We start from the raw sequence: 21,720 nt of genomic DNA on the forward strand, positions 1-21,720 counted from the left end.
AAAAACAGATCATACACTTCATGCGCCACCGGACACCTCCAGGAAGAGGCGGACCAGAGGTGCGTTGATATAATAATTGCTCCGCCCTGAGCGGTGCTTGGACAGCAAGCCTTTCTCTGAGAGCTGGTCGAGGTATTTCCCAGCCGTCTGACGCGCGATACTCAGGTCCGACTGGACATACTCGATTTTCGTGTAAGGGTGTCGGAACAGGTTATTTAGCAACTCTTGGCTGTAAATTTTGGGCAGTTCCGTGCGCATCCGCTGCTTCATGGTGGCCATCTGCGCCCGCATGCCTTCAATCAGCTCCAGGGTGATCCTGGATGTCTCAGCCACGGCACGCAGCATGTAGAGGATCCACGCCTCCCATGCGCCTTCATCCCGCACCTTCTGCAACAGATGATAATACTCATCCTTGTGGCGGGTGATGTAGCGCGACAAATAGAGGATCGGGATATCCAGAAGGCCAGTCCGGGTCAGATACAACACGTTCAGGATCCGCCCGACACGGCCATTCCCATCCGGGAACGGGTGGATGCTCTCAAACTGATGGTGGATCAGGGCCATCTTGATAAGCGGATCCAGATCACAGCGCCCGTCATCATTCACGAACCGCTCCAGATCCGACATATGCCGGATAATCTCCCGCCCATCCTGCGGCGGCACAAAGACTACTTCCCCAGTGCGCTCGTTCTTCAGGGCCGTTCCCGGGGTGTTTCGAAACCCATCTCCCCGCTTCTTGAGCCTCTGGAAAATCGCGATCAGCCCCTTGTTCAGGATCAACCCATCGGTTTCCTTCAGCTGCTGAAACCCAAGATGAAGGGCATCGCGGTACAGGGCGACTTCCTTGGCCGCCACTGAGTCCGGCCCCTCAGGAAACAGATCCGCCTGGAAAAGTTCATCCTGGGTGGTGACGATATTCTCGATTTCCGAGGACGCCTTGGCTTCCTGCAAAGCCAGCGTATCAATCAGGATCCCCTGATTGGGAATGGTTGCCGCCCGACCCTTCAGTTCCGCCAGAGCCTTATTGGCCTCGACCAACGCCCTGAGAACCGGAACCGTTTCTATCTCCGCCTGAGGCGGCAAAGGCCGAATAAGGTAGGTTGGCGTTAACATGACATCCTGACGTGGTAGCAATGTGCGTTTTTTCTAACACGTCAGGATGATCCGTCAAAGAAATCCAGTTTCTTTGACATGTCATATTCTGCTGTCGGCTTTTATCCCCCAAAACTATTCCTGTTGTGCCGGAATGGTGATGACACAGGATTTCTGAGTTTTTTCCTGACCCGAGGCCACTTTCTGGCAAGCTGCAATCCTGTCTCTGTTGGCCTCAACCAACTGGCTGTCCTCACGTACACGTTGCCAGCCTTCAGGATTGCTGACCGCCATCATCATGGCCCCAGAGTTCCAGCGATCTTTCTCCCCGACAATAAAGGATGCCACCCGCGTCCCGATAGAAGAAGGCAGGAGATACGCCAGCACAGGCGATAACCCGATCCCTACAACAAGACAGGCAAGACCCACCCCTAACAGCCACCAGTTCTGGCGATCCTGCTGACGGGACTGACCAATGATATTGGCAAGAACCCGACGTTCCCCCTGAACCTCACCTATCGCTTTCTGAAACGCTGCCTGCATCTCCTGACTGGCAGAAAGCCCCGCCTGACGTATCCCCTGCCCATACGCCTGGGGCGTCATCTTCAGCGTCGGATTGGCCTCGATCGCCTCCATTCGCGCACCAACTGCATTCATGGCCTTCACGACACGGGCCAGATCCTCCGTGTAATCTGGCGGCCGGTTGTCCCGCCATGCCTGGGGCAACGCTTCCACGCTGCGCCGGAGCACCGTCATTTCGGCGCACAGATCCTCAAAGGCACGGGCTGCCGGATCCGTCTCGCTCATGATGGAAAGCCCCCCTCATCCAGATTCAGTTTTCCGGCACGTCCAGACGATCATCATCCTGGCCAGCCTCTTGCGTTCCGGCCCTTTCCTGCTTCCCGAAAAGCAGCCGCCTTCGCCCTTCTTCCATTGCCAGGAGCGTAAGCCTGTTGGGCCGACTGTCTGAAGCCGCGTTCTGAATAGTCCGTCGCAATCTTTCCGCATTACGCGGACTACTCAGAAGATGTGCTGTCTCCTGACAAATGGCTTGTTCTTTTTCCTGCACAACATACCTCCCCCGGTAGCCTGCCCCCCCGATCAGGCAGCCCGTTCCAGCCCCAGATGTGTCACAAACGGATCAAAGTCCCGGTCACTGTAAAGGAGCCGATACCCGCTTACGATGCATCGTGTGGCAATCAGGGTATCAATGGTCTTCCGGATGGTGATGCCTCTGGCGCGCAGGTCACGAAAATATCGTGCCGCCTCGATCATGACATCACGTCCCCCGATCTCGACTAGGTCCAGGGCACCAAGCATCCGCCGTGCCTTGTTGAAATCCCGCTCACTCGCAAATCCCTGGAGAACTTCCGTCATCATCAGATCCCCAATGGCGACAGGTTCTTCTCCCAGAAGCCGGTCCAGAACATCAACCTGGGGCGTCACCGTACCCCGGAAGAAATCGATCCAGACCGAGGAATCCACCAGAATCATGCGTCAGAACGCATGGCATCAAGATCACCCTGCCAGTCGAGCTTTCCCCGCAAGGTACGGAGTTCCCGCTGCTGCTTCAGCCTGATCAGCGTCCGCAACCCGAGTTCGACCGCTTCCTTCTTGGTTTTGACGCCAGACGCCTTCAGCGCATCAGCCATGAGGGCATCGTCAATGATGATGTTTGTTCGCATGATGTGTATCTCCAATAGAAATAATACACATTAAATCATCCGCTCTCAAGCATGCCGCAGGACATCAGGTCTCCTCCCACGGATTGAGAACCCGCACACCGGCCGCCTCGAAAGGAGACACGTCGCGGCTGGCCACGACATAACCTCGGGATGCAGCGGTGGCAGCAATATAGCCATCTGCCTTGCCAATTGCGCGGCCCTCTGATCTGGCCCGCACCATCAGTTCGGCATAGGCCTGAGACGCCGCCAGATCGAACGACAGGACACGCCCCGCGAACAGGGGCAATACCTCCTGTTCCAGCCGCTCATGCAGTACAGAACGCCGCCGACCAGACGGCATCGCCCCGATCCCGAAACGCAGTTCCGCCACCGTGACGGCAGACAGAAAAAGCGTCTCGATCGCCTGTCCATCGATCCAGGCCAGAACACGCGGCTCCGGGACGGACTTCCACGGCTCCGAGATCACATTGGTATCGAGCAGGATCATTCGAAGGACATCGGCTCGGCCGGGGTCTGATCGCGGGTCTGCAAGGCCGCAATATCCTGATCACACACACCGGCCTCCCGACCGATGGACGCCAGAAGCGATCCCAGCCGGACCCGCTGCGGCGGCCGGACGGCCGCTTCCAGAATGGTCCGGATCTCTGCTTCCGTACTGCGCCCATGCAGCATGGCCTGCGCCTTCAGCGCCCGATGCGTCTCTTCCGGAAGATTGCGAATAACCACAGAGGACATGGCAGAACTCCTAATTTCCAAGAGTGATATCATAAATATAATTCCGATATCATTCCAGAAAAACCCGACATCCCCTCATCCAGATTCAGTTTTCCGGCACGTCCAGACGATCATCGTCCCTGATCTGCCCCCTTGTTCCGATCCGCTCCAGAAGAGCTTTCGCACGGGCAGGCGTGGTCCGTGTCGCCCGTGCGGAAAAATACCGTTCCGCTTCTGCCTGCCCACCCAGCCGGGCCGCGACAGCCGTCGCAACAAAAAGGTTCATGCTGACACCTGAAAGCGCCGCCTGACGCGTTGCGGCTTCCCGCATATCTTCCGGAAGCCGAAGCTGGATTTTACTGCTACTCATCCTCTCATCCTTCGCAAAAGAACACCTGGCCGCACTGCTGGAATACCGAACCGTGATACGGCCCGCTGCATGTCTTTCAGATTGAACGTGGCGATCGCATCCGCATTCCCGTTGATCGCTGTCTCAACCACAAGTTCATCATCACCATGCGCACCTGTCGGTCGCCACCTGTAATCAAAAGAAACCGGCACGCAACACCCTGCAAGTCCATCAAGAACCTCCAGAACTTCATCTCCCTGAACGTCCATTCGAAAAAGATTTTCAGAGCGACGCAACACCGCCTCGTATTCGACCAGGAGGGTCGTGGAGAGCAGCAGACTGAAATTCCCATCCAAGGCCCCCAGCAAAAGCTGCCGGGACGCTCCATCCGGTGACATAAATCCCGAAAGAACAACATCCGTATCAAGAACAACGCGCATAGTGACATCATATATGACGTCACTGGTTAACGTAAATCAAAATCTCCTACATCCCCATATCCATATCCCGCCCCCTGGAGCGTGACAGCGAGCGCGTGCGCTGCGGCTGTAATCCATGATCGAGCGTCGATCCCTTCCGGGCGCCCAGTTCATGCCCCTTCTGCCGCAGGAGGGACTCAAGCTGCGCGTCCCGCTTCAGCTCCCTGAGCGCCACACCCTGCTGCTCGCGGCTCAGCCCATCCCACGCCTTCACGAACCGCGCGGCCCGCAATTCCGGACTTGTCCGCACCCTGTCCTCGTGCTCCAGCCCCTCGACCAGCCTGCGCGCCCGCGCCGGCCCTTCCAGCCCGTACAGGGCCTGCCGGATCTCCGGCTCATGCTTCACGGCGGTTTCCAGAGCGATCACCGCCCCGGGCCTTAGCCGTTCCAGAGCCGTGCTGGCGTCAAGCCATGCCTTCTTCTGGTGCTCCAGCACCGGCAGGTCCTGCTCCACCATGCGCCCGATGTCCCGCACCGCCCGCGCATACTGCTCCACCGCCTGGTGGAGCGGGTCACCACCCGGTACAAACCCACCCAGCCCGGCCGGCACCTGCGCGCGCTGCACACGCGGCAGCCGCAACCCGGCAAAGGGAGAGGCGGGAGCCTCACGCCCAACCCCACTTTCCCCCTTCCCGGCCCCGGCATCCATCCCGGCCGACACGTCTTTTTCCGCCGTCCGGCCACGCCCCCGCACGGACAGCTCCAGCCCGTCGAACATCCCGCGCTTCCGCTGTGCCGGTGCCGGATCCGGCGTACGGACAGCTTCGGCCTGCCTGTCCTTCTGGGGACCAGAGGCGGCCTTGTCGCGCTCCACCACGATCTCGCTCTCGGGGACATGCACCCCGCGCCGCCGCGCAAACCCGGCATCCCGATCCCGGACATGCGGGTAATCCAGCGTGGTATCCTTCAGCCGCTCGCGCGACAGCCGCCGCACCAGCCCGTCCCGGTCGCCCACATCATCCCGGCCCCAATGAACGGACACGCTCTCCCGGTGCCGTGACAGCGCCACATAGGCCCCGTGCCGGTCCATGCTCCCCGTCGCCAGCACATGCGCCCGGTCCACCGTCACACCCTGCGATTTGTGGATGGTGGCCGCATAGCCATGATCCAGCGCGTCATACTCCGCCACCGACACGGACACGACCCGGCCACGCCCGACACCCTCCTTCCCGTCGAGCTGCACCGACAGCACCAAATCCCCGGCCTCGACCGACCCCACGATGCCCCGCACCGTGCCCAGCGTGCCGTTCTTCACCCCCAGCTCCCGGTCATTGCGCAGGAAGTAGACCCGCTCCCCGTCCGCGAATACCCGCTCGCCCTGGACGGTCGGCACCAGCACGTCGTCACCCAGCTCACCCGCCTCCCTGCGGATCTCCCGCGCCGCCTCGTTCAGCGCCCGCACATCGACACGCCGGTGCGCCAGCATGATCTGGCTGTCCTCTGGCGCGGCCTGCCGCGCTTCATCCCACCCGGCCACTACCCCGGCCCGCGCCTCTTCCAGCGTATCATGCCCGCGCACCAGGCCAGCCGCCTCATAGCGTCCCAGCGCTTGCTCTGTCCGCCCGGTCGCAAGCGCCTTCGTGGCCGCCTGCTGCCAGCCTTCACGCTGCCGGCGCACCGTCGTGATCTCCACCGACCCGACCCGCTCGGCCACCGCCCGGAACGCACCACCGGCCTCGATCGCCTGCAACTGCTCGGGATCACCCACCAGCACGACCTTGGCCCCGGCACCGCGCGCGGCCGACAGCACCCGCTCCATCTGCCGTGACCCCACCATGCCGGCCTCATCCACCACCAGCACGTCCCCGCGCTCCAGCAGGTCGAACCCACGCTCCCACGCCCGCTCCAGGGAGACCAGCGTCCGGCTCTCGATCCCGGACCCCGCTTCCAGCCCTTCCGCCGCGATCCCCGACAGCGCCGCCCCGCGCACCCGATACCCAGCCTCTTCCCATGCCGCGCAGGCGACACCCAGCATGGTGCTCTTCCCCGTCCCGGCATACCCGACCACCACGGACAGGTCGCGGGACTTCGTGACCTCGCCTACCGCCAGCGCCTGCTCGTCCCCAAGCCCGTCCCGCGCCATCGCCACCCGACGCACCGCCAGCGGCACCGCATGACCCTGGGACCGCCCCATCGCAAGCGATGCCTCTTCCAGACGCTGCTCGACCCCGATCATCTCCCGTGTGGAAAACCGCTCCCGCCCATGCCCGTCTTTCCCAATGGCAACCAGATCCGGACACGCTTCCACCTGAACCATGACAGCACTGAACTGTTCCGCGTCTGCCGTATGCCGGTCCACGAACCGCGCCAGGTCCTGGCGGGTGAATGTACTCTGCTGTCGGGTCAGCGCCTCCAGCGCCACATGCGGCTCGGCCAGCAACCTTTCGCCATTGCGCCGCGCGATCTCCAGATGGTCGGCAACCCGTTCCGCGTCCTCGCCCCGCTCTTCCCGGCGCATCCCGGCCGGACCGATCTTGTTCTGCGGCTCAAGGTCGATCCCCTGTGCGGCAAACGACCGATGGTCGATCCGCACATCCAGGTCCAGTTCGGCCAGCCGTTCATTGGCGAGCGACGCCCACCGCTCCCGCCACGTCAGCAGCAGGTCCTTGTCATTCCATGAACGCTCTTTCGCACCGAACCCGATGGAAGGCTGATCCTGCGCCAGCCCCAGGCCTTCATGCCGCAACCGTGCTGCCGCGATCAGTCGCGCCGTTCTTCCAGCCGCTGCAAGCGCTTCTCCAGCGTCGAGAGCTTCAGCAGGATGCCGCGCTGCGTCTCCCGGATCTCTGTCAGCAGACGGATCATGAGCTTGAGCGGATCGTCCTCCCCTTTCTGCTCCATCAGGTCCAGGATCCGGCGTGATGTCGTATGCGCCCCTGCCGCCTCGTTCAGGATGCGGGATTCTGTCTCGTCTTCCATGCACAGCCTCTCCGGTTTTGACTTCGATCCGCCGCGTGGACAGCATCACATGGGCATGGGGCTTCGCCTGTCCGTCTTCGCCAATATCCCAATGCACATTGAGATCAGCCACCATGCCGCGTTCCACGAACTGCTCCCGCACGAAATCCCGTGCCAGCGCGATCCCCTGCGCCTGGGTCATTTCGCGCGGGATTGAAAACTCCACCTCGCGGGCAAGCTGAGCATCCTTGCGCTTCTCGATCGCCTCGACCTCGTTCCATAGGGTCGCACGGTCGAGAAACCGTTCCGGCGCGCCGTCGGGTAGCAGGATCTCGGAATGCACCACGCCGCTCTTGTTGGAAAAGTCATGGTCGCGATCCAGCCTCAAATCATGCAGGCGGGACGCGGCGCGATAAGCCGCCGCCGCCACGGCGCTCCGGCCGGTGGCGCGGCTGATGACCTTTGCATGCAGGTGATAGATCGCCATGAGCACGATCCTATCACACCCCTTCAGCGCACGTCACGAAGTGACGTATAAGCGCGCACTCACATTTTACTGCACCATAAAGATTGATTGCTCTGGATGAGTGACGCGGTTCTCGCCTGTGTGGTAGAGTATGGCACAGACCAGCAGGACAGGGGACCGGAAATGCGCAGGCCACGGGACATTGATGCGGAACTGAAGGCGCTTCAGGAAAAGGCGAAGCAGCTCAAGGTGCAACGGACCATCCAGCTCGGCGAACTGGTCGAGGCGACGGGAGCCGATACCCTGTCAATCGAGGCGCTGGCCGGTGTGCTGCTTGCGGCTGTCGAACAGGCGGACGGCAAACCTGAAGCCATCGCGAGGTGGACCGAACGGGGGACCGCGTTCTTTCAGGCCGGCGCAAAAAAGGGCGGCCGGAAAGGAACCGGACACGATCAGAACGGAGCTTCTGGCGCTTGAAAGACGGATCAGGAAGCAGGCGGCCCTGATCCATCGCCATCAGGCACGAAAGGCACGCACCGACATGCGCGACTGGGCGAAGGCGCGACGGGAACGTACCCATCATCTGATCGAACTGGGCGGCCTGGTCCAGAAGGCAGGACTGGTCGATCTGACCGATGATGACCGCGCTACCCTGCTCGGGGCCTTCCTGGACATTGCAGGGCAGCTTCGGGAGGGCAGGACTACCGCGTCAGGCGACCTGAAAACACGCTGGAGGCGTGCGGGGCTTCATGCCTTCGACAGGGACCCGGAACAGGACTGACGACGAAACACGATCATCTGATCTGTCCGCTATCGAATGCAAACGAAACCCTGAACCAGAACGGGAGAACCGAGGCCCATGTATTACGGCAAGAACGCCTTTTCTCTGCTCCTACGTTACACCCTTGCCCATGAAATCGAAGAGTGGGGCTGGGACATCGGCGCCCATACATATGGCGCCAAGGGTTCTCCCATCATCATAGAAGCCGAATATGCCGGCCTGAAGATCGGGAAATACTGCTCGATTGCCCGCGAGGTGCTGATGATCCTGGGCAATCACCGACCGGATACGATCACCACCTACCCGTTCAAGAACCAGTGCAATTTCTGGCCCGAAGCGGCGGATGCAACCGATGACCATTCCACCAAGGGGGATATCGTCATTGGCAACGACGTCTGGATCGGCGCACGGGCCAATATCATGTCGGGTGTCACCATAGGATCAGGCGCGATCATCGCCACGGCGGCCGTGGTGACCAGGGACGTGCCGCCATATGCCATCGTGGGCGGCAACCCGGCCCGGGTCATCAAATACCGCTTCCCCGAAAAGACCATCGGGCGTCTGCTTGCAGTCGCCTGGTGGGACTGGCCTGAAGCATTGATACGAGAACGGATGCCTCTCCTGATGAGCGACGATATCGACGCTTTCCTGCGCGCTTTTGAAAAAGGACCCGCACAGGAAAAATCATGATGCAAAAACTGTTTTTGCTCCTTGTTGTCCTGCCGATCCTCTTCCGGCCTGCTTCAGGCTTTGCCCAGGGCAGAGGAGACTGGCTGCCTCAGTCGGACGTTAAATCTCCCTATGCGGCCTTGTCTGTTCCGACAGCACTGAAGCCGGTGCCGGATTCTCTGGCGAGCCTGTTGACCAAAGGCTATCGGATCACGACCACAGCGGATTATGGCGGCTCAGGAGCCCTCTTCACGCTGGTCTGGCAAAGGCAGACCGTAATCTGTGTTCTGACAGCGCCTGTGCCAGGCACGGATCAGAACGTCCCGACATCGCGCTGCTGGGCCCTGAACTGAGTTTTGCAGGCCGGACAGATTGGAAACCGTGTCTTACGCGACATCCCCTGGCTGACCGATGAGGACCGCGCAACCCTGTTCGGAGCCTTCCTGGATATTGCAGGGCAGCTTCAGGGCGGCGATGATACCGCTTCGGTTGACCTGACAGCACGCTGGAGACGTGCGGGGCTTCATGCCTTCGACAGGCACCGGAAACAGGACAGGACAACAGGCAGACGTGACCATGACCGACCACGAGACACGATCATCCGGAGCTGACACAGTGCGCGAGCTTACGACCCGGATTGTCACAGCCTATGTCAGCAGTCACACGGTTCCAGCGGATACCCTGCCAGGCCTTATCGCCACGGTGTTTCAGGCGCTCGGAAGTCTGGGACAGGCGACGACCGAAACACCGGATCTGGTGCCGGCCGTGCCCGTGAAAAAATCCGTGTTCCCGGATTACATCGTCTGCCTGGAGGACGGAAAAAAAATGAAGATGCTCAAGCGTCACCTTCACACCGTCTATGGCCTGACGCCCCAGCAATACCGGGCAAAATGGGGCCTGCCGGAAAGCTATCCGATGACCGCCCCATCCTATTCGGCACAACGGGCTACCCTGGCACAGGAAATCGGACTGGGGCGGACCATCAAGGCGACACCGGAACCTTCGCACGTACCGGACGCTGAAGTTCCGGTCACGCGCCTGCCAGAGAAGAAACGCGGACGCAGGCCAAAACTGGCCTGAAGGTCCAGACCGGGAGAAATGGGACATGAAGACGGATCATACCGATCGCGACGACTGGGAAGCCTGGAAGGACGAAGCCACACGCCGGGCACTGGCCGAGGCTGATGCCGGATTGTTCATCAGTGGTGAAGCGGTAAAGGCATGGGCGGCCAGCCTCGGGATCGATCATCCCCTTTCTCTGCCACAACCCGGGCAATAAGGGGGACGCTCTCGCACACCGCAGGAAGGTGACGCAGAGTGCAATGGTTACGACTATCCCTGATGCATTGATGGAACGACCGTTTCACGACCCTACGGCTACCCTTGTGACGACCCATCGACATACCCGAGGCCGACATCGCGCCTACCCATAAGTAGTTGTTCTTCATACACCATTGCACCACTGGTGCGGATGCTCAGGCACCTGCCTGCCGGATCTGGGCGATCATTTCATCGGCTGTGATCTCTCCGCGCTGGCGTGCATCCATGATTGCGGTGAACGCCCTGTCATGAGGGAGCGCATGCGGATCATCAGGTGTCGCCGTATGAGCGGCCCTGCCATGCGGGGCCGGAAAGGTTATGCCCGTCACATCAGGATTGCGCGTAAACATCCCGGCCAGGATCTGGTCTACCTGCTGGATGTAATTGCCTGGGACATCCCGGGATACGCGCGCGGAGCCGGCCGAGGTGGTGATGTCGAGGCCGGCGACATGCGGCAGGAGATCGAGGATGCGCGTCAGGGCTTCGATATCCTGCTGTGTCAGCAGGGTTCCCCCGTCCCCGACCACGAGCAGCTGCCAGGGCCGCTTCTGTGGCAGTGTTCCGGGATTGGTGCTGCTGTCGGGACTGTCCTTCATGACGATGACCCTTTCTCCGGAACGTCTTCTATGCCCTGCTGCTTTCTGAGCAGGGCCTCATAATGCTCCACGGACATGATGACGAAACGCGGCTTGTGGTGCCTGGTGATGACTACAGGTGCAACGGCGGCCGCTTCGAAAAGATCGCTGGCATTGCGGGGCACGGCGCTCGCTGGAAACGCTTTCATGGAGCATGATCCAGATATGACGGATTATCTGGGATATACAGGAAACCCGTATTTCTTGCCAGAAAGTCGGGAAAAGGAGGCCTGAACGGACGAACAGGGAATGGCCAGCCCATCAATCCTTGACAAGGCCCGCAGAGCGCCCTGGGAGGCCGCACAGCGCGCAATTTTCTTATCGCCACCCCACCCCACACAATAACGCCTGTACGGCCATCCTGTGGCGTCTGGTGGGCATGCTGCGACACGTGAGCTGCTGAATGATCGTCTGAATACTGGTGCGTCTTGAGCAGATTACGGTCTTGCCCGGTTCTTCTGGTGTTGCAGGCGTCGGGCGAGCGCGGAGCGGGAGCCCCGTAGGGCGCCAAAGGCGCCGACGCGGGGGAGGAAGGTCTTGGTGGAGAGACGATGCGGGAACGCATCGTCAGATTATGATTTCGCGGCGTAGGCGTGTCCGTTTAGCGCAGCCCTGAAAGGGCGAGCAGGGGGATGCCGGGTGGGAGATCGCGCAAAGCGCGATCGGGGCGGCCGTAGGCCGCGAGCCGGCGGGGGCGGAGCCCCCAAGAGGCGGTGCTTGGAGGCAATTTGGGGTCGTTTGCGGGAGGGGGCGAAATCCTACGCTAAGCCGAGGACGCGCTTTCCGTAGTCCCTAAGTTCGCCCTTTGGGCCGACATATCGATAGAGAGTGACACGCTGGATCCCGAGCTCCTTGCACAGATCGGAAACGGAAGTGTCGCGCTGCGCCATGGCGGCCTGAGCAAGACGCACCTGTGCTTTGGTCAGGGCGAATTTTCGGCCGCCTTTGCGACCGCGCGCTCTTGCGGCGGCGAGGCCGGCCATAGTCCGTTCGCGGATCAGGTCACGCTCGAACTCGGCCAGGGTGGCGAAGATACCGAACACCATGCGCCCGGATGCGGTCGTGGTGTCGATCTGAGCGCCCTTTCCGGTCAGCACCCGTAGGCCGATATTGCGATCCGACAGATCCTTCATAGTATTGACCAGGTGGGCAAGCGACCGCCCGAGGCGGTCTAGCTTCCAGACCACCAGCACGTCGCCGTCGCGCAGGGATTTCAGGCAGGCGGCCAGTCCGGGCCGATCATCGCGGCCGCCGGGGGCGCGATCCTCATAGATGTTGTCTTGTTCGACGCCGGCGGCGCGCAGGTCGTCGTGCTGTAGGTCGAGGGACTGCGAGCCATCGGCTTTTGAGACGCGTGCGTATCCGATCATCATGTTTCTTAAACGTTGGTTTGAGGCGGCGCGCTGACCACGAAAGATTTGTTCGCTAGAAATGTATCTTAACCAGCTTCATAAACAAAGCGTCTTGAACATTATCAGTTTTTGAAAAAGGAACATGAATGCCGCGCCGCGTCACGCTCACCGATAGACAGAAGGACGCGCTGCTGCGCCTGCCAACCTCCCAGACGGATTTGTTGAGGCACTACACGCTGAGCGATGAAGACCTCGGCCATATCAAGCAGCGTCGGCGCGCTCACAACAGGTTCGGCTTCGCTCTGCAATTGTGCGTCCTTCGCTATCCCGGCCGGGTGTTGGCTCCGGGCGAACTGATCCCGGCGGAAGTCGTTGAATTTATCGGGGCGCAAATTGGCCTGCGTGCTGACGATCTGGTTGAGTATGCCGCCCGCGAAGAGACGCGGCACGAACATCTTGCCGAGTTGCGGGCGCTCTACGGATTCCGTACCTTCTCCGGACGTGGCTCACGCGAACTAAAGGACTGGCTGTTTCGGGAAGCCGAGATGGCGGTGTCGAACGAGGATATCGCCCGCCGCTTCGTGGCTGAGTGCCGACGCACCCGCATGGTTCTTCCTGCAATATCGACGATCGAGCGGCTTTGCGCCAAGGCCCTGGTCGATGCTGAGCGGCGGATCGAGACGAGGATCGCCAGCCGGCTGTCCGTGGCCATCCGGGAGCAGTTGCTGTCATTGCTCGAGGAGACGGCTGACGACCGGGTGACTCGCTTCGTGTGGTTGCGCCAATTCGAGCCTGGGTCGAACTCTTTGTCGGCTAACCGGCTGCTCGACCGGCTCGAATACCTGCAACGTATCGATTTCTCCGAGGATCTGCTGGCCGGTGTTCCTGCTCATCGCGTGACACGTCTGCGTAGGCAGGGCGAACGGTACTATGCAGATGGCATGCGCGATCTTCCGCAAGACAGACGGCTTGCTATTCTGGCCGTTTGCGCGTCGGAATGGCAGGCGATGCTCGCCGACGCCGTGGTCGAAACCCACGACCGGATCGTCGGCAGGCTCTACCGTGCATCAGAGCGCATTTGCCAGGCGAAGGTCGCCGACGAGGCGAACGTGGTGCGCGACACCTTGAAATCCTTCGCCGAAATTGGCGGAGCCCTGGTCGATGCACAGGACGACGGCCAGCCGCTGGACGACGTCATTGCGCGTGGATCGGGTTGGGACGGTTTCAAAACTCTTGTTGCAATGGCAACACGACTGACCGCCACCATGGCGGACGATCCGCTCAATCATGTGCTCGATGGCTATCACCGTTTCCGCCGGTACGCTCCTCGCATGTTGCGCCTGCTCGATCTGCGGGCTGCGCCAGTCGCGCTGCCGCTTCTGGAAGCGGTGACGGCCCTGCGCGCCGGTGTGAATGATGCCGCGCGTATCGGCTTCCTTCGGCCTAGCTCGAAATGGCATCGTCATCTTCGTGCCCAGGCGATTGGCGACACCCGCCTCTGGGAGATCGCGGTGCTGTTCCATCTGCGCGATACGTTCCGCTCCGGGGATGTCTGGCTGGCCAGATCCCGGCGCTATGGCGATCTGAAACATGCACTCGTCCCGGCACAAGCCGTTGCGGAAAGCGGTCGACTCGCCGTGCCATTGCGGCCGGAAGAATGGCTGGCGGACCGCCAAGCTCGTCTCGATATCCGGTTGCGCGAGCTTGGCCGTGCGGCACGCACGGGCACGATTCCCGGCGGTTCGATCGAAAACGGCGTTCTGCATATCGAGAAGCTCGAAGCCGCCGTGCCGACCGGCGCCGAAGATCTGGTACTCGATCTCTACAAGCAGATCCCGCCCACGCGCATCACCGATCTCTTGCTGGAGGTGGATGCAGTGACCGGCTTCACCGAAGCGTTCACGCATCTGCGCACTGGAGCGCCCTGCGCCGACCGGATCGGGCTGATGAACGTCATCCTTGCGGAAGGGATCAACCTCGGCCTACGCAAGATGGCCGACGCGACGAACACACACACCTTCTGGGAACTGATCCGCATTGGACGGTGGCATGTCGAGGGCGAAGCCTACGACCGGGCGCTGGCCATGGTGGTCGAGGCGCAAGCAGTGCTACCAATGGCCCAGTTCTGGGGCATGGGCAGCTCGGCCTCGAGCGACGGCCAGTTCTTCTCCGCCACGGAACAAGGCGAGGCCATGAACCTGGTCAACGCGAAATACGGCAATACCCCGGGCCTGAAGGCTTATACCCACGTCTCCGACCAATATGCGCCGTTCGCGACCCAGGTGATCCCTGCGACGGCGAGCGAAGCTCCTTACATCCTCGACGGCCTGCTTATGAACGATGCCGGCCGCCATATCCGCGAGCAGTTCGCTGATACGGGCGGCTTCACCGATCACGTCTTTGCCGCATGCGCCATTCTCGGCTATCGGTTCGCTCCGCGCATTCGCGATCTGCCGTCCAAACGGCTCTATGCATTCAATCCCATGGCCGCCCCGGCCCACCTGCGGGCCATGATCGGCGGAAAAATCAATCAGGTCATGATCGAGCGCAACTGGCCCGATATCCTGCGCATCGCTGCCACCATCGCTGCCACCATCGCGGCCGGAAGCATCGCGCCAAGCCAGATCCTGCGCAAACTTGCCTCCTATCCGAGGCAGAACGAACTGGCCACGGCTTTGCGGGAGGTCGGCCGCGTCGAGCGGACCCTGTTCATGATCGACTGGATTCTGGATGCCGAGCTGCAACGCCGTGCCCAGATCGGGCTCAACAAGGGCGAGGCCCATCACGCGCTGAAACGAGCCATCAGCTTCCACCGGCGCGGCGAAATCCGCGACCGTTCCGCCGAAGGCCAGCATTACAGGATCGCCGGCATGAACCTGCTAGCCGCCATCATCATCTTCTGGAACACCATGAAGCTGAGCGAAGTCGTTGCCAGTCACAAACGCGAGGGAAAACTGCTATCGCCCGATCTCTTGGCCCACGTCTCTCCGCTCGGATGGGAGCACATCAATCTCACCGGAGAATATCGCTGGCCAAAGCCTTAGCGTAGGATTTCGCCCCCTCCCGCAAACGACCCCATCTTACCAAGCGGATGGTGACCTGCCATATCGATGCCTCCCTGCCCGACAGTCGTGCGCTCCAGACAGAAAGCCCCCGCCGCCTGCAAAAGGAGATCGGCACCGCCCTTTATCGCCAGTATCTGACCCTCATGCTCCCCCAGATCCGCGCCATGCGGATCGAGATGGATCAGGGTGCGGGCAAGACCATTCCGGATGCCTTCGCCATCTCCTCACGCATCCTGCTTTCCCTGCTGAAGCAGCACGTCTCTCCCCGCCCCGACTGGGCCTGTCCGCTCTCGTACCGGACCTATCAGGCAATGCGGGCCATCCAGTTCCAGCGCATCCTTGTCGAGATGATCGGAAGCCACCCTGAAAACATCATCCTGTCACGGGACAAACGTTTCATGCGGGTGCGTTTTGGCGGTGACATTCGCCAGGCTGTGGCATTCGAAAAATCCGTGCCGGAATTCGTCTTCAAGGGCCGTATCGCGGATACGGTCAAGCTGGACCTGCTGGCCATGGAAGAAGAACTGGGCTTCTCACCAGTCCGCAATACCTCCCTGCTGGGGCGTGTCGTAAAAGCCTGGAAGAAACCCGGATAAGCCAACAACGATGCGTGCCACCCGCGATCATCCGGTTTCAACGCTCAGACGGTCCTGATGGGACCTGAATAAGCCTGCACGAATGGATCATGGGTCAGGAGGAGCAGGCCCTCCACCGTGGCCTGGGCGATCAGGATACGGTCGAAGGGATCGCGATGGACATCGGGAAGTTGTCCGACCGCCACGGCATGCTGGCTGGTAACAGGCAGTTCCTCGTAATCGTTCTCGATGAGGCCGCGCCGCAACAGGTGCGGATCCACCTGGAAGTCTGCCCGGCCGAGCCCGGCCTTGATGGTGACTTCCCACAGACTGGCGGCACTGAACACCAGCATGTTCTCCGGATTTTCCATGAGAGCCCTGGCGTCAGTGGAGAGTTTCTCAGGTTCTCCAGCCGCCCAGAGGAGCAGATGGGTATCGAGCAGAAGCCTCATGCCTGCCCATCGAACAACGAACCGATCTCGTCCTGTCCCATGTGATCGAAATCGTCCGGCACCTGCATCTTGCCTGCAAGGAAGCCCAGGCGTTGCTTGTGCTGTTGTTCCGGAGCGGAGATAGGGCTCACCCGTACAACCGGTTTACCGGCCTTGGCGATGATAAAGCTCTCGCCTTTCATTGCAGCGTCGATCAGCCGGGACAGGTGCGTCTTGGCTTCATGGATATTAACGGTTCGCATGGGGCACCCCTTTAGCTTAGCCAAATCAACTTAGTTAGGTTAAGCTGAATGAGCAAGAAAACAGCTTTTGTCGATCTCATCAACGATGGTCGTATCATCATGCCCGCCTGCTTGCGGATGGCGGCGACCAACCCAGTGCCCAGATCCCTTCTGGGAAGAGGAACAACCACGATTCCTGGTCGCGACGGATGTTTGAAGACGCTATATGAACCGTGCACGCAATCCAGCTTCCAGCACACGACCTCATCCCTGTTCAGCAGAAACCATATGATGTGGGACATAGCTCTCGCTGAAGGTCTATTGCTGCGACAGCGGTTGCTGTCGAAGCAATATCTGGCAATGGAGACATGATCATGACTGATCTTTCCAATGAACTGGCTGCCAAAAGGGTTGCAATTCGCCAGGCCCGGGCCAGCACGAAACCCGCTGTCCCGGCCGATCAGGTGCTTGTGATCCTGAAAGCCGATCTGGCAAAGGTTCAGGCAGCAATTGACGCCACAACATAACCTGCAAATGCCCCTGGGGAAGGATGGGCCTACGCCAGTCCGAGGAAAAAGGCGAGCACCCGACTGACAGACAGCATGAGGGTATCGCTGGCGATCCCGAAAGCCGGGCCAACCTTTTCGCGGTTGATAGTGGTTGGCTTGTCGATCATGACCTGTGATGGCTTACGTAGCCCATTGTGCTCATCGGGTCGGATTGTCAGGCGAAACAGGGCAGCGTCTACAAGGGCGCTGGAGAGGGGCAGAAGGGTCACGGCAGCTGTCATGTCGAACCGATCAGCCTGCACCACCAATGCAGGCTGGGGTTTGCCGAGATCGCCTTGCAGGGCAACGGTTACAAAGTCGCCTCGCTTCATGCCTCCCAGCCATCCAGATCGGCGGCAGCCGCATCGAGGAAAGAGGCAATATCTGGCTCATGCGCGTCAGCCAGGGCTACCAGCATGGCCTGCCGGCGGCATTCCTCGTCAAACCCCTTTGCCCGTGTATCGGGAACCCAGATTTGGACAGGGCGCAGTCCAGCCTTGCGGATCGTGTCTCGACGCTTCTTTACGCGAATGGCAACAGGGGTCATGGTGCATCCTCCCCGTTACATGTAACGCACAATGAGCGCTCAGGTTTAATGTTTCTGGTTGAGCAGGAACTCATTGTTTGAGGGCACCGCACGATCTGCACGCCAAGCCGCCAATGGCACGTCCCGCTCAGTCATACTCAACCGGGAGAGCATGCTGGTGTCCACACCCCATAATGCCTTGAGCAGAGCCCGTTTTCATATGCTTCGCGCTCATGGGTCGTTACCGTGTCTTATCGCTACCTTTTTCGGCCGACCGCCCTTGGCACCATTCCGGCCGCCGCCTTGGCATTACTGGCGGACGATCCCCCTGCACATCCCATTTGTGCTGCCATCCAGCTTCGGGAACCGTAGATATCGTGGATCAGGCCTTCGACCAGAACATCGGCATCAAGGCAGGGCCAGTGAAGGCCGTTACCAAGCGGGGTCATCTCGATCTTGGCCAGATCATTCAGGGAAGCGCCCTGCAAACCCTGCAACAAGTCCACTGGCACACTCATCTCAACGCCATTCGAGAGCGTGACGTGAATGGCGCGGCGTGCACGGATAAACCTTGCAGACACCACATGGGGAACAGTCGCTCTATGGAGCGCACCTGCTTCACGAGCAGCCTGATAGTCCACTTCATTCATCATGTCTCTTCCCCGCCGCTTCCTATGACCGACGCCCCGGCGGTATCGGGAGAAATAGGACCTGAGGATCCAGAACAAGCCGGACCTGTCGAAATTTACTCCGTCTGGGCGTAGGCTTCACGCACGGCTTCCGGCCGATTGGAAATAGCGCGCAGATAACTTTTTGCAGCGGTATCCGGCGTACGTTCCCCGCTTTCCCATCCTTTGATGGTTTCCTCTTCCAGACCATACCAGAGCGCGAACTGTCGGCGACTGAGCTTCAGACGCCGACGAATCAGGGCCACATCCACATCGGCCTTGTGATCGACATGGATCGCCCTGATCCCGGCCTTTGCAAGGTCGGAGATAACCGCCTCGATCGTGTCAGTCATGGGCAGCAGAACGATTGCATGTCCTTCCGCCTGTTCCGAGGATTGCCTGATGAGGTCTTCCACCGTCTTCTTGGCGGCCAGCATCGTCAGGCCACGCCTGGACAGCGCTATCGTGACGGCAATGGAATTGAGATCAGGCCACCCCTCACGCGTCAGGGTCAGGGCGAATCTGGCGCGTGAACCGGAACGGACGCGGGATATGGCCTGGACAGGCCCCAGTCGTGCGAATTCCGCCTTCAATGATGATTTCATCGAGATCCATTCCTTCCAGAACGGCCTGTGCGATCGTTTTCAGATTGGCGAACCCGACCCCATTGGCTGTTGCACCGTGGATGTGAGTCTTGGCCAGCTTCATGAATCCTTGGGATCGATCGACACTGAATTCAGCCATGACCATCAGAACGACACCAAGAGCCTGAATAACCAGGGTTGCGATCGGATCACTGCTCTGGTCATCGTCTATTTCGAATGACAGGTCTTCGACTGTCCACCGTGACCTCATGCTGAATTATAGGCTCAATGAACCTATAATTCAAGCAGATCCCGCCGTCGTCCTTCCGGCAGCAGCGCCAACCCATACAGGATATCGGCCTGGGTCATGGTCGTGATGAAGATGGTCATCATGGACTGACGGGACATCCAGGCCAGCACCACCCCGTCAGGCCCGGAGCGCATCAGTTCGGAGAGGATGTTGGTGTCGAGAACGATCACACTCCGAAATCCACATCCCTGATAGCCTCACGGGACACGGCAGGCAGGTCTACCCCGTCCAGCCTAGCAAAACGCTGGTGGATGGCCTGACCGGCATCCACCCCCTGCGACACTTCAGCGGAAAGAGCCGAGCGCAGGATATCGCGCACCTCTTCCTCCATGGAACGCCCATGCTGTGCTGCGCGCAGACGGAGCCGCTGCTTGAGACTGTCATCGAGATTGCGAATAATCATGACGGCCATAGGAACCTCCAGCAGGCAATGACAGCATTGCAGTCACTGACTGCGCATTTTCAATCATCAGGTCAGGTTAGGTGTTTGAGGGAAGAGACGAAATCTCGCGCCAAGCTGAAAACGGAAGCGCAGGTCTAAACTGGCCTGAAAATCCAGACGGAAACAGAACGCGGGAACGATCTCTCATTCCCGCGCTGAAGATTACCAGTAATATTCGTGGGGGCGTCGGGTTCCGGTATACGGAAAGACTGCCTCGAGAGGATCGAGATCGCCCTTGATGATCAGGTGGGCAATATGCCTGTCATGATGACGGCCAGGGCGGATATCGTGCAGATGGCTGTACCAGTTTGGAGATTCAGAGGCATCACGTGAGCCTCCATAGCCACAGCGATCCGGCCGGTTGGCCCAGCGATGGTCTCGGCCGTGTCTGTGGCTGTGATGATAGGTGCGAGACATGGGAGCTTCCCCTCCATGACGCACGGAGTGATTTCCGAGCGTACCTACATCACCCGATCTCCCCTGTTCTGGTTGTTCATTTGCTCCTGACCACCGGCTTAAGCCTTGCCTGCAGGGTCATGGCCGCGATCATGCCGGAACGGCTCTCATGGGATGATCTGGCAAGCGCATCCAGCCGCTCCAGAACGCGACGGGGAAGGGAGATGTTCGCTCGTTCCACCCGGTCATCAAGGACGGCCGGATCAATGGTGACAAAGCCCACTGTCCAGCCCTCATAATCCGGGTTGTTCTGGATGGCGTCGAGTGTGCTGGGAGAAGGCACAGCCTCTCCGGCATCCAGCGTGGCGTCGATCCATGCCGCAGCGGCCTCTTCCGCATTGGAAATGGCTTCATCGAGCGTGTCGCCTGCCGAAAAGCAGCCGGGAAGGTCAGGAAAGACAACACCAAATGTCGTTGCCTCGCTGCCCCGTTCGATAACAACCGGATAGCGCATGATGATCCTCCTAGAGACCCGCCTGTTTGCGGATGGCGGCAACCAGACCGGTGCCCAGATCCTTTTTGGGATGAGGGACGACCACGATCCCTGGTCGCGACGGATGTTTGAAGACGTTGTGTGAACCGCGCACGCGATCCAGCTTCCAGCCTGCTTTTTCCAGCTCCCGGATCAGATCGGCACTTTTCATTTACACATCATACACACGTCCTGATCCTTGTTCAAGAAGGCAGGTAAAAGGATGTGACCTGGCCGTCAATTCCCTGCAATGCCCGTAGAGCACTTTGGGAGGCCGTACAGAGCGCAATTCCCTCTATGGCCTACCCCAACTAGCCACCACGTTCGGTAACGTCTGTACGGTCATCCTGTAGCGCCTGGTTGGCATGCTGCAACATGTGAGTCGCTGAATGACCGTCTGAACTCTATTGTGTCTTGAGCAGATTGCGGTCTTGCCCGGTTTTTCTGGCGTTACAGGCGTCGGGCGAGCGCAGAGCGGGAGCCCCATAGGGCGCCGAAGGTGCCGACGCAGGCGGGAGGATGCCAGTGAAGGGACGATGCGTTTATCGCATTGTCACATGATATTTTCACGCCAAAGGCGTGTCCGTTTAGCGCAGCCCTGGAAGGGCGAGCAGGGGGATGCCGGGTGGGAGATCGCGCGAAGCGCGATCGGGAGGGGCCGTAGGCCGCGAGCCGGCGGGACGGAGCTCCCAAGAGGCGGTGATCAAATTTAAATTTGGAATTTTTAGGATTTGAGAAATTATCCACAGGATGAAAAACCAAAGACGGTGTTAAATATGTGTTAGATTCTGTGTTAAGGGATTTCAATGGGTCCATAAGTAGATGATTTAAAAAGATAAATTATCATAATTCCGCTGTTTTGGTATTTAAAACCCCGAATCTTGGTATTTAAAACCCCGAATCTTGGTATTTAAAACCCCGAATCACTTGACACGGGTATCTGAAACCCCGAACGTAAATT

The 21,720-nt window shown here is 59.9% G+C and carries 34 protein-coding genes and 1 pseudogene; 11 read left to right on the forward strand and 24 right to left on the reverse strand.

The window, feature by feature from the left end; translation table 11 throughout:
* Window positions 1–18: 18 nt before the first annotated feature.
* From LDL32_RS17550 to traA, 9 genes are all read right to left on the reverse strand, one after another.
* Entirely contained in the window at window positions 19–1,113 is a 1,095-nt protein-coding gene (locus tag LDL32_RS17550) for a Fic family protein (protein ID WP_370636798.1), read from the reverse strand.
* Between the two features lie 114 nt (window positions 1,114–1,227).
* Entirely contained in the window at window positions 1,228–1,899 is a 672-nt protein-coding gene (locus LDL32_RS17555; protein WP_113597027.1) for a DUF6118 family protein, read from the reverse strand.
* A 294-nt stretch (window positions 1,900–2,193) separates the two neighbouring features.
* Window positions 2,194–2,586 carry a PIN domain nuclease gene (locus LDL32_RS17560; RefSeq protein ID WP_217420310.1) on the reverse strand — a complete coding sequence of 131 codons (393 nt, stop codon included), beginning with the start codon at window positions 2,584–2,586 and terminating at the stop codon, window positions 2,194–2,196.
* On the reverse strand, window positions 2,583–2,777 hold the full coding sequence (locus tag LDL32_RS17565) for a type II toxin-antitoxin system VapB family antitoxin (protein ID WP_070404323.1): 195 nt from the start codon (window positions 2,775–2,777) through the stop codon (window positions 2,583–2,585). The genes LDL32_RS17560 and LDL32_RS17565 overlap by 4 nt, the downstream gene beginning before the upstream one ends.
* 64 nt (window positions 2,778–2,841) lie before the next feature.
* Window positions 2,842–3,264, reverse strand: coding sequence for a type II toxin-antitoxin system VapC family toxin (locus LDL32_RS17570; protein ID WP_113597029.1), 423 nt, complete (start codon window positions 3,262–3,264; stop codon window positions 2,842–2,844).
* Window positions 3,261–3,512, reverse strand: a complete 252-nt coding sequence (locus tag LDL32_RS17575; RefSeq protein WP_010512463.1) for a FitA-like ribbon-helix-helix domain-containing protein — start codon at window positions 3,510–3,512, stop codon at window positions 3,261–3,263. The genes LDL32_RS17570 and LDL32_RS17575 overlap by 4 nt, the downstream gene beginning before the upstream one ends.
* An 85-nt stretch (window positions 3,513–3,597) precedes the next feature.
* Window positions 3,598–3,861 (reverse strand): toxin-antitoxin system HicB family antitoxin, encoded by a 264-nt coding sequence (locus tag LDL32_RS17580; RefSeq protein ID WP_041250516.1) that lies wholly within the window; start codon window positions 3,859–3,861, stop codon window positions 3,598–3,600.
* Complete coding sequence (locus LDL32_RS17585; protein WP_217422272.1) at window positions 3,858–4,280, reverse strand: putative toxin-antitoxin system toxin component, PIN family; 423 nt, start codon at window positions 4,278–4,280, stop codon at window positions 3,858–3,860. Before LDL32_RS17585 ends, LDL32_RS17580 begins: the two co-directional genes overlap by 4 nt.
* Window positions 4,281–4,326: 46 nt before the next feature.
* Window positions 4,327–7,704: a Ti-type conjugative transfer relaxase TraA gene (gene traA / locus LDL32_RS17590; protein ID WP_233069243.1), complete on the reverse strand. Its 3,378-nt coding sequence runs from the start codon at window positions 7,702–7,704 to the stop codon at window positions 4,327–4,329.
* Between the two features lie 96 nt (window positions 7,705–7,800).
* Here traA and LDL32_RS17595 point away from each other — a divergent pair, with 96 nt between their 5' ends.
* The 7 genes and pseudogenes from LDL32_RS17595 (at window position 7,801) to LDL32_RS17625 (ending at window position 10,412) form a co-directional block, all read left to right on the forward strand.
* A complete protein-coding gene (locus tag LDL32_RS17595) occupies window positions 7,801–8,160 on the forward strand; it encodes a conjugal transfer protein TraD (protein ID WP_233069245.1) in 360 nt (119 codons plus the stop codon).
* Window positions 8,161–8,224: 64 nt separating this feature from the next.
* Complete coding sequence (locus LDL32_RS17600; RefSeq protein ID WP_141261588.1) at window positions 8,225–8,464, forward strand: conjugal transfer protein TraD; 240 nt, start codon at window positions 8,225–8,227, stop codon at window positions 8,462–8,464.
* A gap of 78 nt (window positions 8,465–8,542) precedes the next feature.
* Entirely contained in the window at window positions 8,543–9,154 is a 612-nt protein-coding gene (locus LDL32_RS17605) for a CatB-related O-acetyltransferase (RefSeq protein WP_233069247.1), read from the forward strand.
* Window positions 9,151–9,486 carry a hypothetical protein gene (locus LDL32_RS17610; protein WP_087609095.1) on the forward strand — a complete coding sequence of 112 codons (336 nt, stop codon included), beginning with the start codon at window positions 9,151–9,153 and terminating at the stop codon, window positions 9,484–9,486. Before LDL32_RS17605 ends, LDL32_RS17610 begins: the two co-directional genes overlap by 4 nt.
* Before the next feature lie 51 nt (window positions 9,487–9,537).
* Window positions 9,538–9,744 (forward strand): annotated as a pseudogene (gene traD, locus LDL32_RS17615) (conjugal transfer protein TraD); the annotation flags it as partial.
* Window positions 9,710–10,213 (forward strand): MucR family transcriptional regulator, encoded by a 504-nt coding sequence (locus tag LDL32_RS17620; RefSeq protein WP_233069248.1) that lies wholly within the window; start codon window positions 9,710–9,712, stop codon window positions 10,211–10,213. The pseudogene traD and the gene LDL32_RS17620, both read left to right, overlap by 35 nt.
* Before the next feature lie 25 nt (window positions 10,214–10,238).
* On the forward strand, window positions 10,239–10,412 hold the full coding sequence (locus tag LDL32_RS17625) for a hypothetical protein (RefSeq protein ID WP_233069250.1): 174 nt from the start codon (window positions 10,239–10,241) through the stop codon (window positions 10,410–10,412).
* Window positions 10,413–10,608: 196 nt separating this feature from the next.
* Here the strand turns inward: LDL32_RS17625 and LDL32_RS17630 are convergent, their stop codons facing one another.
* From LDL32_RS17630 to LDL32_RS17640, 3 genes are all read right to left on the reverse strand, one after another.
* Window positions 10,609–11,049, reverse strand: coding sequence for a hypothetical protein (locus LDL32_RS17630; RefSeq protein WP_233069252.1), 441 nt, complete (start codon window positions 11,047–11,049; stop codon window positions 10,609–10,611).
* Window positions 11,046–11,237: a type II toxin-antitoxin system Phd/YefM family antitoxin gene (locus tag LDL32_RS17635; RefSeq protein ID WP_233069254.1), complete on the reverse strand. Its 192-nt coding sequence runs from the start codon at window positions 11,235–11,237 to the stop codon at window positions 11,046–11,048. The genes LDL32_RS17630 and LDL32_RS17635 overlap by 4 nt, the downstream gene beginning before the upstream one ends.
* Window positions 11,238–11,846: 609 nt before the next feature.
* Window positions 11,847–12,461, reverse strand: coding sequence for a recombinase family protein (locus LDL32_RS17640; protein WP_233069088.1), 615 nt, complete (start codon window positions 12,459–12,461; stop codon window positions 11,847–11,849).
* Window positions 12,462–12,586: 125 nt separating this feature from the next.
* Here LDL32_RS17640 and LDL32_RS17645 point away from each other — a divergent pair, with 125 nt between their 5' ends.
* Both LDL32_RS17645 and LDL32_RS17650 read left to right on the forward strand, forming a co-directional pair.
* On the forward strand, window positions 12,587–15,484 hold the full coding sequence (locus LDL32_RS17645) for a Tn3 family transposase (RefSeq protein WP_233069089.1): 2,898 nt from the start codon (window positions 12,587–12,589) through the stop codon (window positions 15,482–15,484).
* 50 nt (window positions 15,485–15,534) lie between these two features.
* Window positions 15,535–16,101: a hypothetical protein gene (locus LDL32_RS17650; protein WP_233069255.1), complete on the forward strand. Its 567-nt coding sequence runs from the start codon at window positions 15,535–15,537 to the stop codon at window positions 16,099–16,101.
* A gap of 44 nt (window positions 16,102–16,145) precedes the next feature.
* Here LDL32_RS17650 and LDL32_RS17655 read toward each other — a convergent pair whose 3' ends face one another.
* Genes LDL32_RS17655 through LDL32_RS17665 form a run of 3 tightly spaced genes read right to left on the reverse strand, consistent with a single transcriptional unit; the run spans window position 16,146 to window position 17,055 of the window.
* Window positions 16,146–16,532, reverse strand: coding sequence for a type II toxin-antitoxin system VapC family toxin (locus LDL32_RS17655; RefSeq protein ID WP_110557451.1), 387 nt, complete (start codon window positions 16,530–16,532; stop codon window positions 16,146–16,148).
* Window positions 16,529–16,774 carry a type II toxin-antitoxin system Phd/YefM family antitoxin gene (locus LDL32_RS17660; RefSeq protein ID WP_110557452.1) on the reverse strand — a complete coding sequence of 82 codons (246 nt, stop codon included), beginning with the start codon at window positions 16,772–16,774 and terminating at the stop codon, window positions 16,529–16,531. The genes LDL32_RS17655 and LDL32_RS17660 overlap by 4 nt, the downstream gene beginning before the upstream one ends.
* 11 nt (window positions 16,775–16,785) lie before the next feature.
* Window positions 16,786–17,055, reverse strand: a complete 270-nt coding sequence (locus LDL32_RS17665) for a type II toxin-antitoxin system HicA family toxin (RefSeq protein ID WP_233069257.1) — start codon at window positions 17,053–17,055, stop codon at window positions 16,786–16,788.
* A 72-nt stretch (window positions 17,056–17,127) separates the two neighbouring features.
* On the opposite strand from LDL32_RS17665, the gene LDL32_RS17670 reads away from it, so the two are divergent.
* Complete coding sequence (locus LDL32_RS17670) at window positions 17,128–17,280, forward strand: hypothetical protein (protein ID WP_165165566.1); 153 nt, start codon at window positions 17,128–17,130, stop codon at window positions 17,278–17,280.
* A gap of 29 nt (window positions 17,281–17,309) precedes the next feature.
* Here LDL32_RS17670 and LDL32_RS17675 read toward each other — a convergent pair whose 3' ends face one another.
* The 4 genes from LDL32_RS17675 to LDL32_RS17690 form a co-directional block, all read right to left on the reverse strand.
* Window positions 17,310–17,633, reverse strand: coding sequence for a type II toxin-antitoxin system PemK/MazF family toxin (locus LDL32_RS17675; protein ID WP_130732992.1), 324 nt, complete (start codon window positions 17,631–17,633; stop codon window positions 17,310–17,312).
* On the reverse strand, window positions 17,630–17,848 hold the full coding sequence (locus LDL32_RS17680) for an antitoxin MazE family protein (protein WP_233069259.1): 219 nt from the start codon (window positions 17,846–17,848) through the stop codon (window positions 17,630–17,632). Before LDL32_RS17680 ends, LDL32_RS17675 begins: the two co-directional genes overlap by 4 nt.
* A 236-nt stretch (window positions 17,849–18,084) precedes the next feature.
* Window positions 18,085–18,477 carry a DUF2442 domain-containing protein gene (locus LDL32_RS17685; protein WP_233069260.1) on the reverse strand — a complete coding sequence of 131 codons (393 nt, stop codon included), beginning with the start codon at window positions 18,475–18,477 and terminating at the stop codon, window positions 18,085–18,087.
* A gap of 95 nt (window positions 18,478–18,572) precedes the next feature.
* Window positions 18,573–18,932, reverse strand: a complete 360-nt coding sequence (locus LDL32_RS17690) for a DNA-binding transcriptional regulator (RefSeq protein WP_223846573.1) — start codon at window positions 18,930–18,932, stop codon at window positions 18,573–18,575.
* Between the two features lie 115 nt (window positions 18,933–19,047).
* Between LDL32_RS17690 and LDL32_RS17695 the strand changes: the two genes are divergently transcribed.
* Window positions 19,048–19,320, forward strand: coding sequence for a hypothetical protein (locus LDL32_RS17695; RefSeq protein WP_233069262.1), 273 nt, complete (start codon window positions 19,048–19,050; stop codon window positions 19,318–19,320).
* A 53-nt stretch (window positions 19,321–19,373) separates the two neighbouring features.
* On the opposite strand, the gene LDL32_RS17700 is transcribed toward LDL32_RS17695, so the two are convergent.
* The 5 genes from LDL32_RS17700 to LDL32_RS17715 all read right to left on the reverse strand — a co-directional run bounded on the left by LDL32_RS17700 (window position 19,374) and on the right by LDL32_RS17715 (window position 20,931).
* Window positions 19,374–19,559: a twitching motility protein PilT gene (locus LDL32_RS17700; RefSeq protein WP_233069270.1), complete on the reverse strand. Its 186-nt coding sequence runs from the start codon at window positions 19,557–19,559 to the stop codon at window positions 19,374–19,376.
* Complete coding sequence (locus LDL32_RS17705) at window positions 19,556–19,801, reverse strand: FitA-like ribbon-helix-helix domain-containing protein (RefSeq protein ID WP_025812577.1); 246 nt, start codon at window positions 19,799–19,801, stop codon at window positions 19,556–19,558. Before LDL32_RS17705 ends, LDL32_RS17700 begins: the two co-directional genes overlap by 4 nt.
* Window positions 19,802–19,993: 192 nt before the next feature.
* Entirely contained in the window at window positions 19,994–20,248 is a 255-nt protein-coding gene (locus tag LDL32_RS18110) for a hypothetical protein (RefSeq protein ID WP_367651121.1), read from the reverse strand.
* Between the two features lie 76 nt (window positions 20,249–20,324).
* Window positions 20,325–20,741 carry a type II toxin-antitoxin system HicB family antitoxin gene (locus LDL32_RS17710; RefSeq protein ID WP_233069272.1) on the reverse strand — a complete coding sequence of 139 codons (417 nt, stop codon included), beginning with the start codon at window positions 20,739–20,741 and terminating at the stop codon, window positions 20,325–20,327.
* 10 nt (window positions 20,742–20,751) lie between these two features.
* A complete protein-coding gene (locus tag LDL32_RS17715) occupies window positions 20,752–20,931 on the reverse strand; it encodes a type II toxin-antitoxin system HicA family toxin (RefSeq protein WP_019087453.1) in 180 nt (59 codons plus the stop codon).
* Window positions 20,932–21,720 lie beyond the last annotated feature (789 nt).

Source organism: Komagataeibacter sp. FNDCF1, assembly GCF_021295335.1.
In the GTDB taxonomy this organism is placed as follows: Bacteria; Pseudomonadota; Alphaproteobacteria; order Acetobacterales; family Acetobacteraceae; genus Komagataeibacter.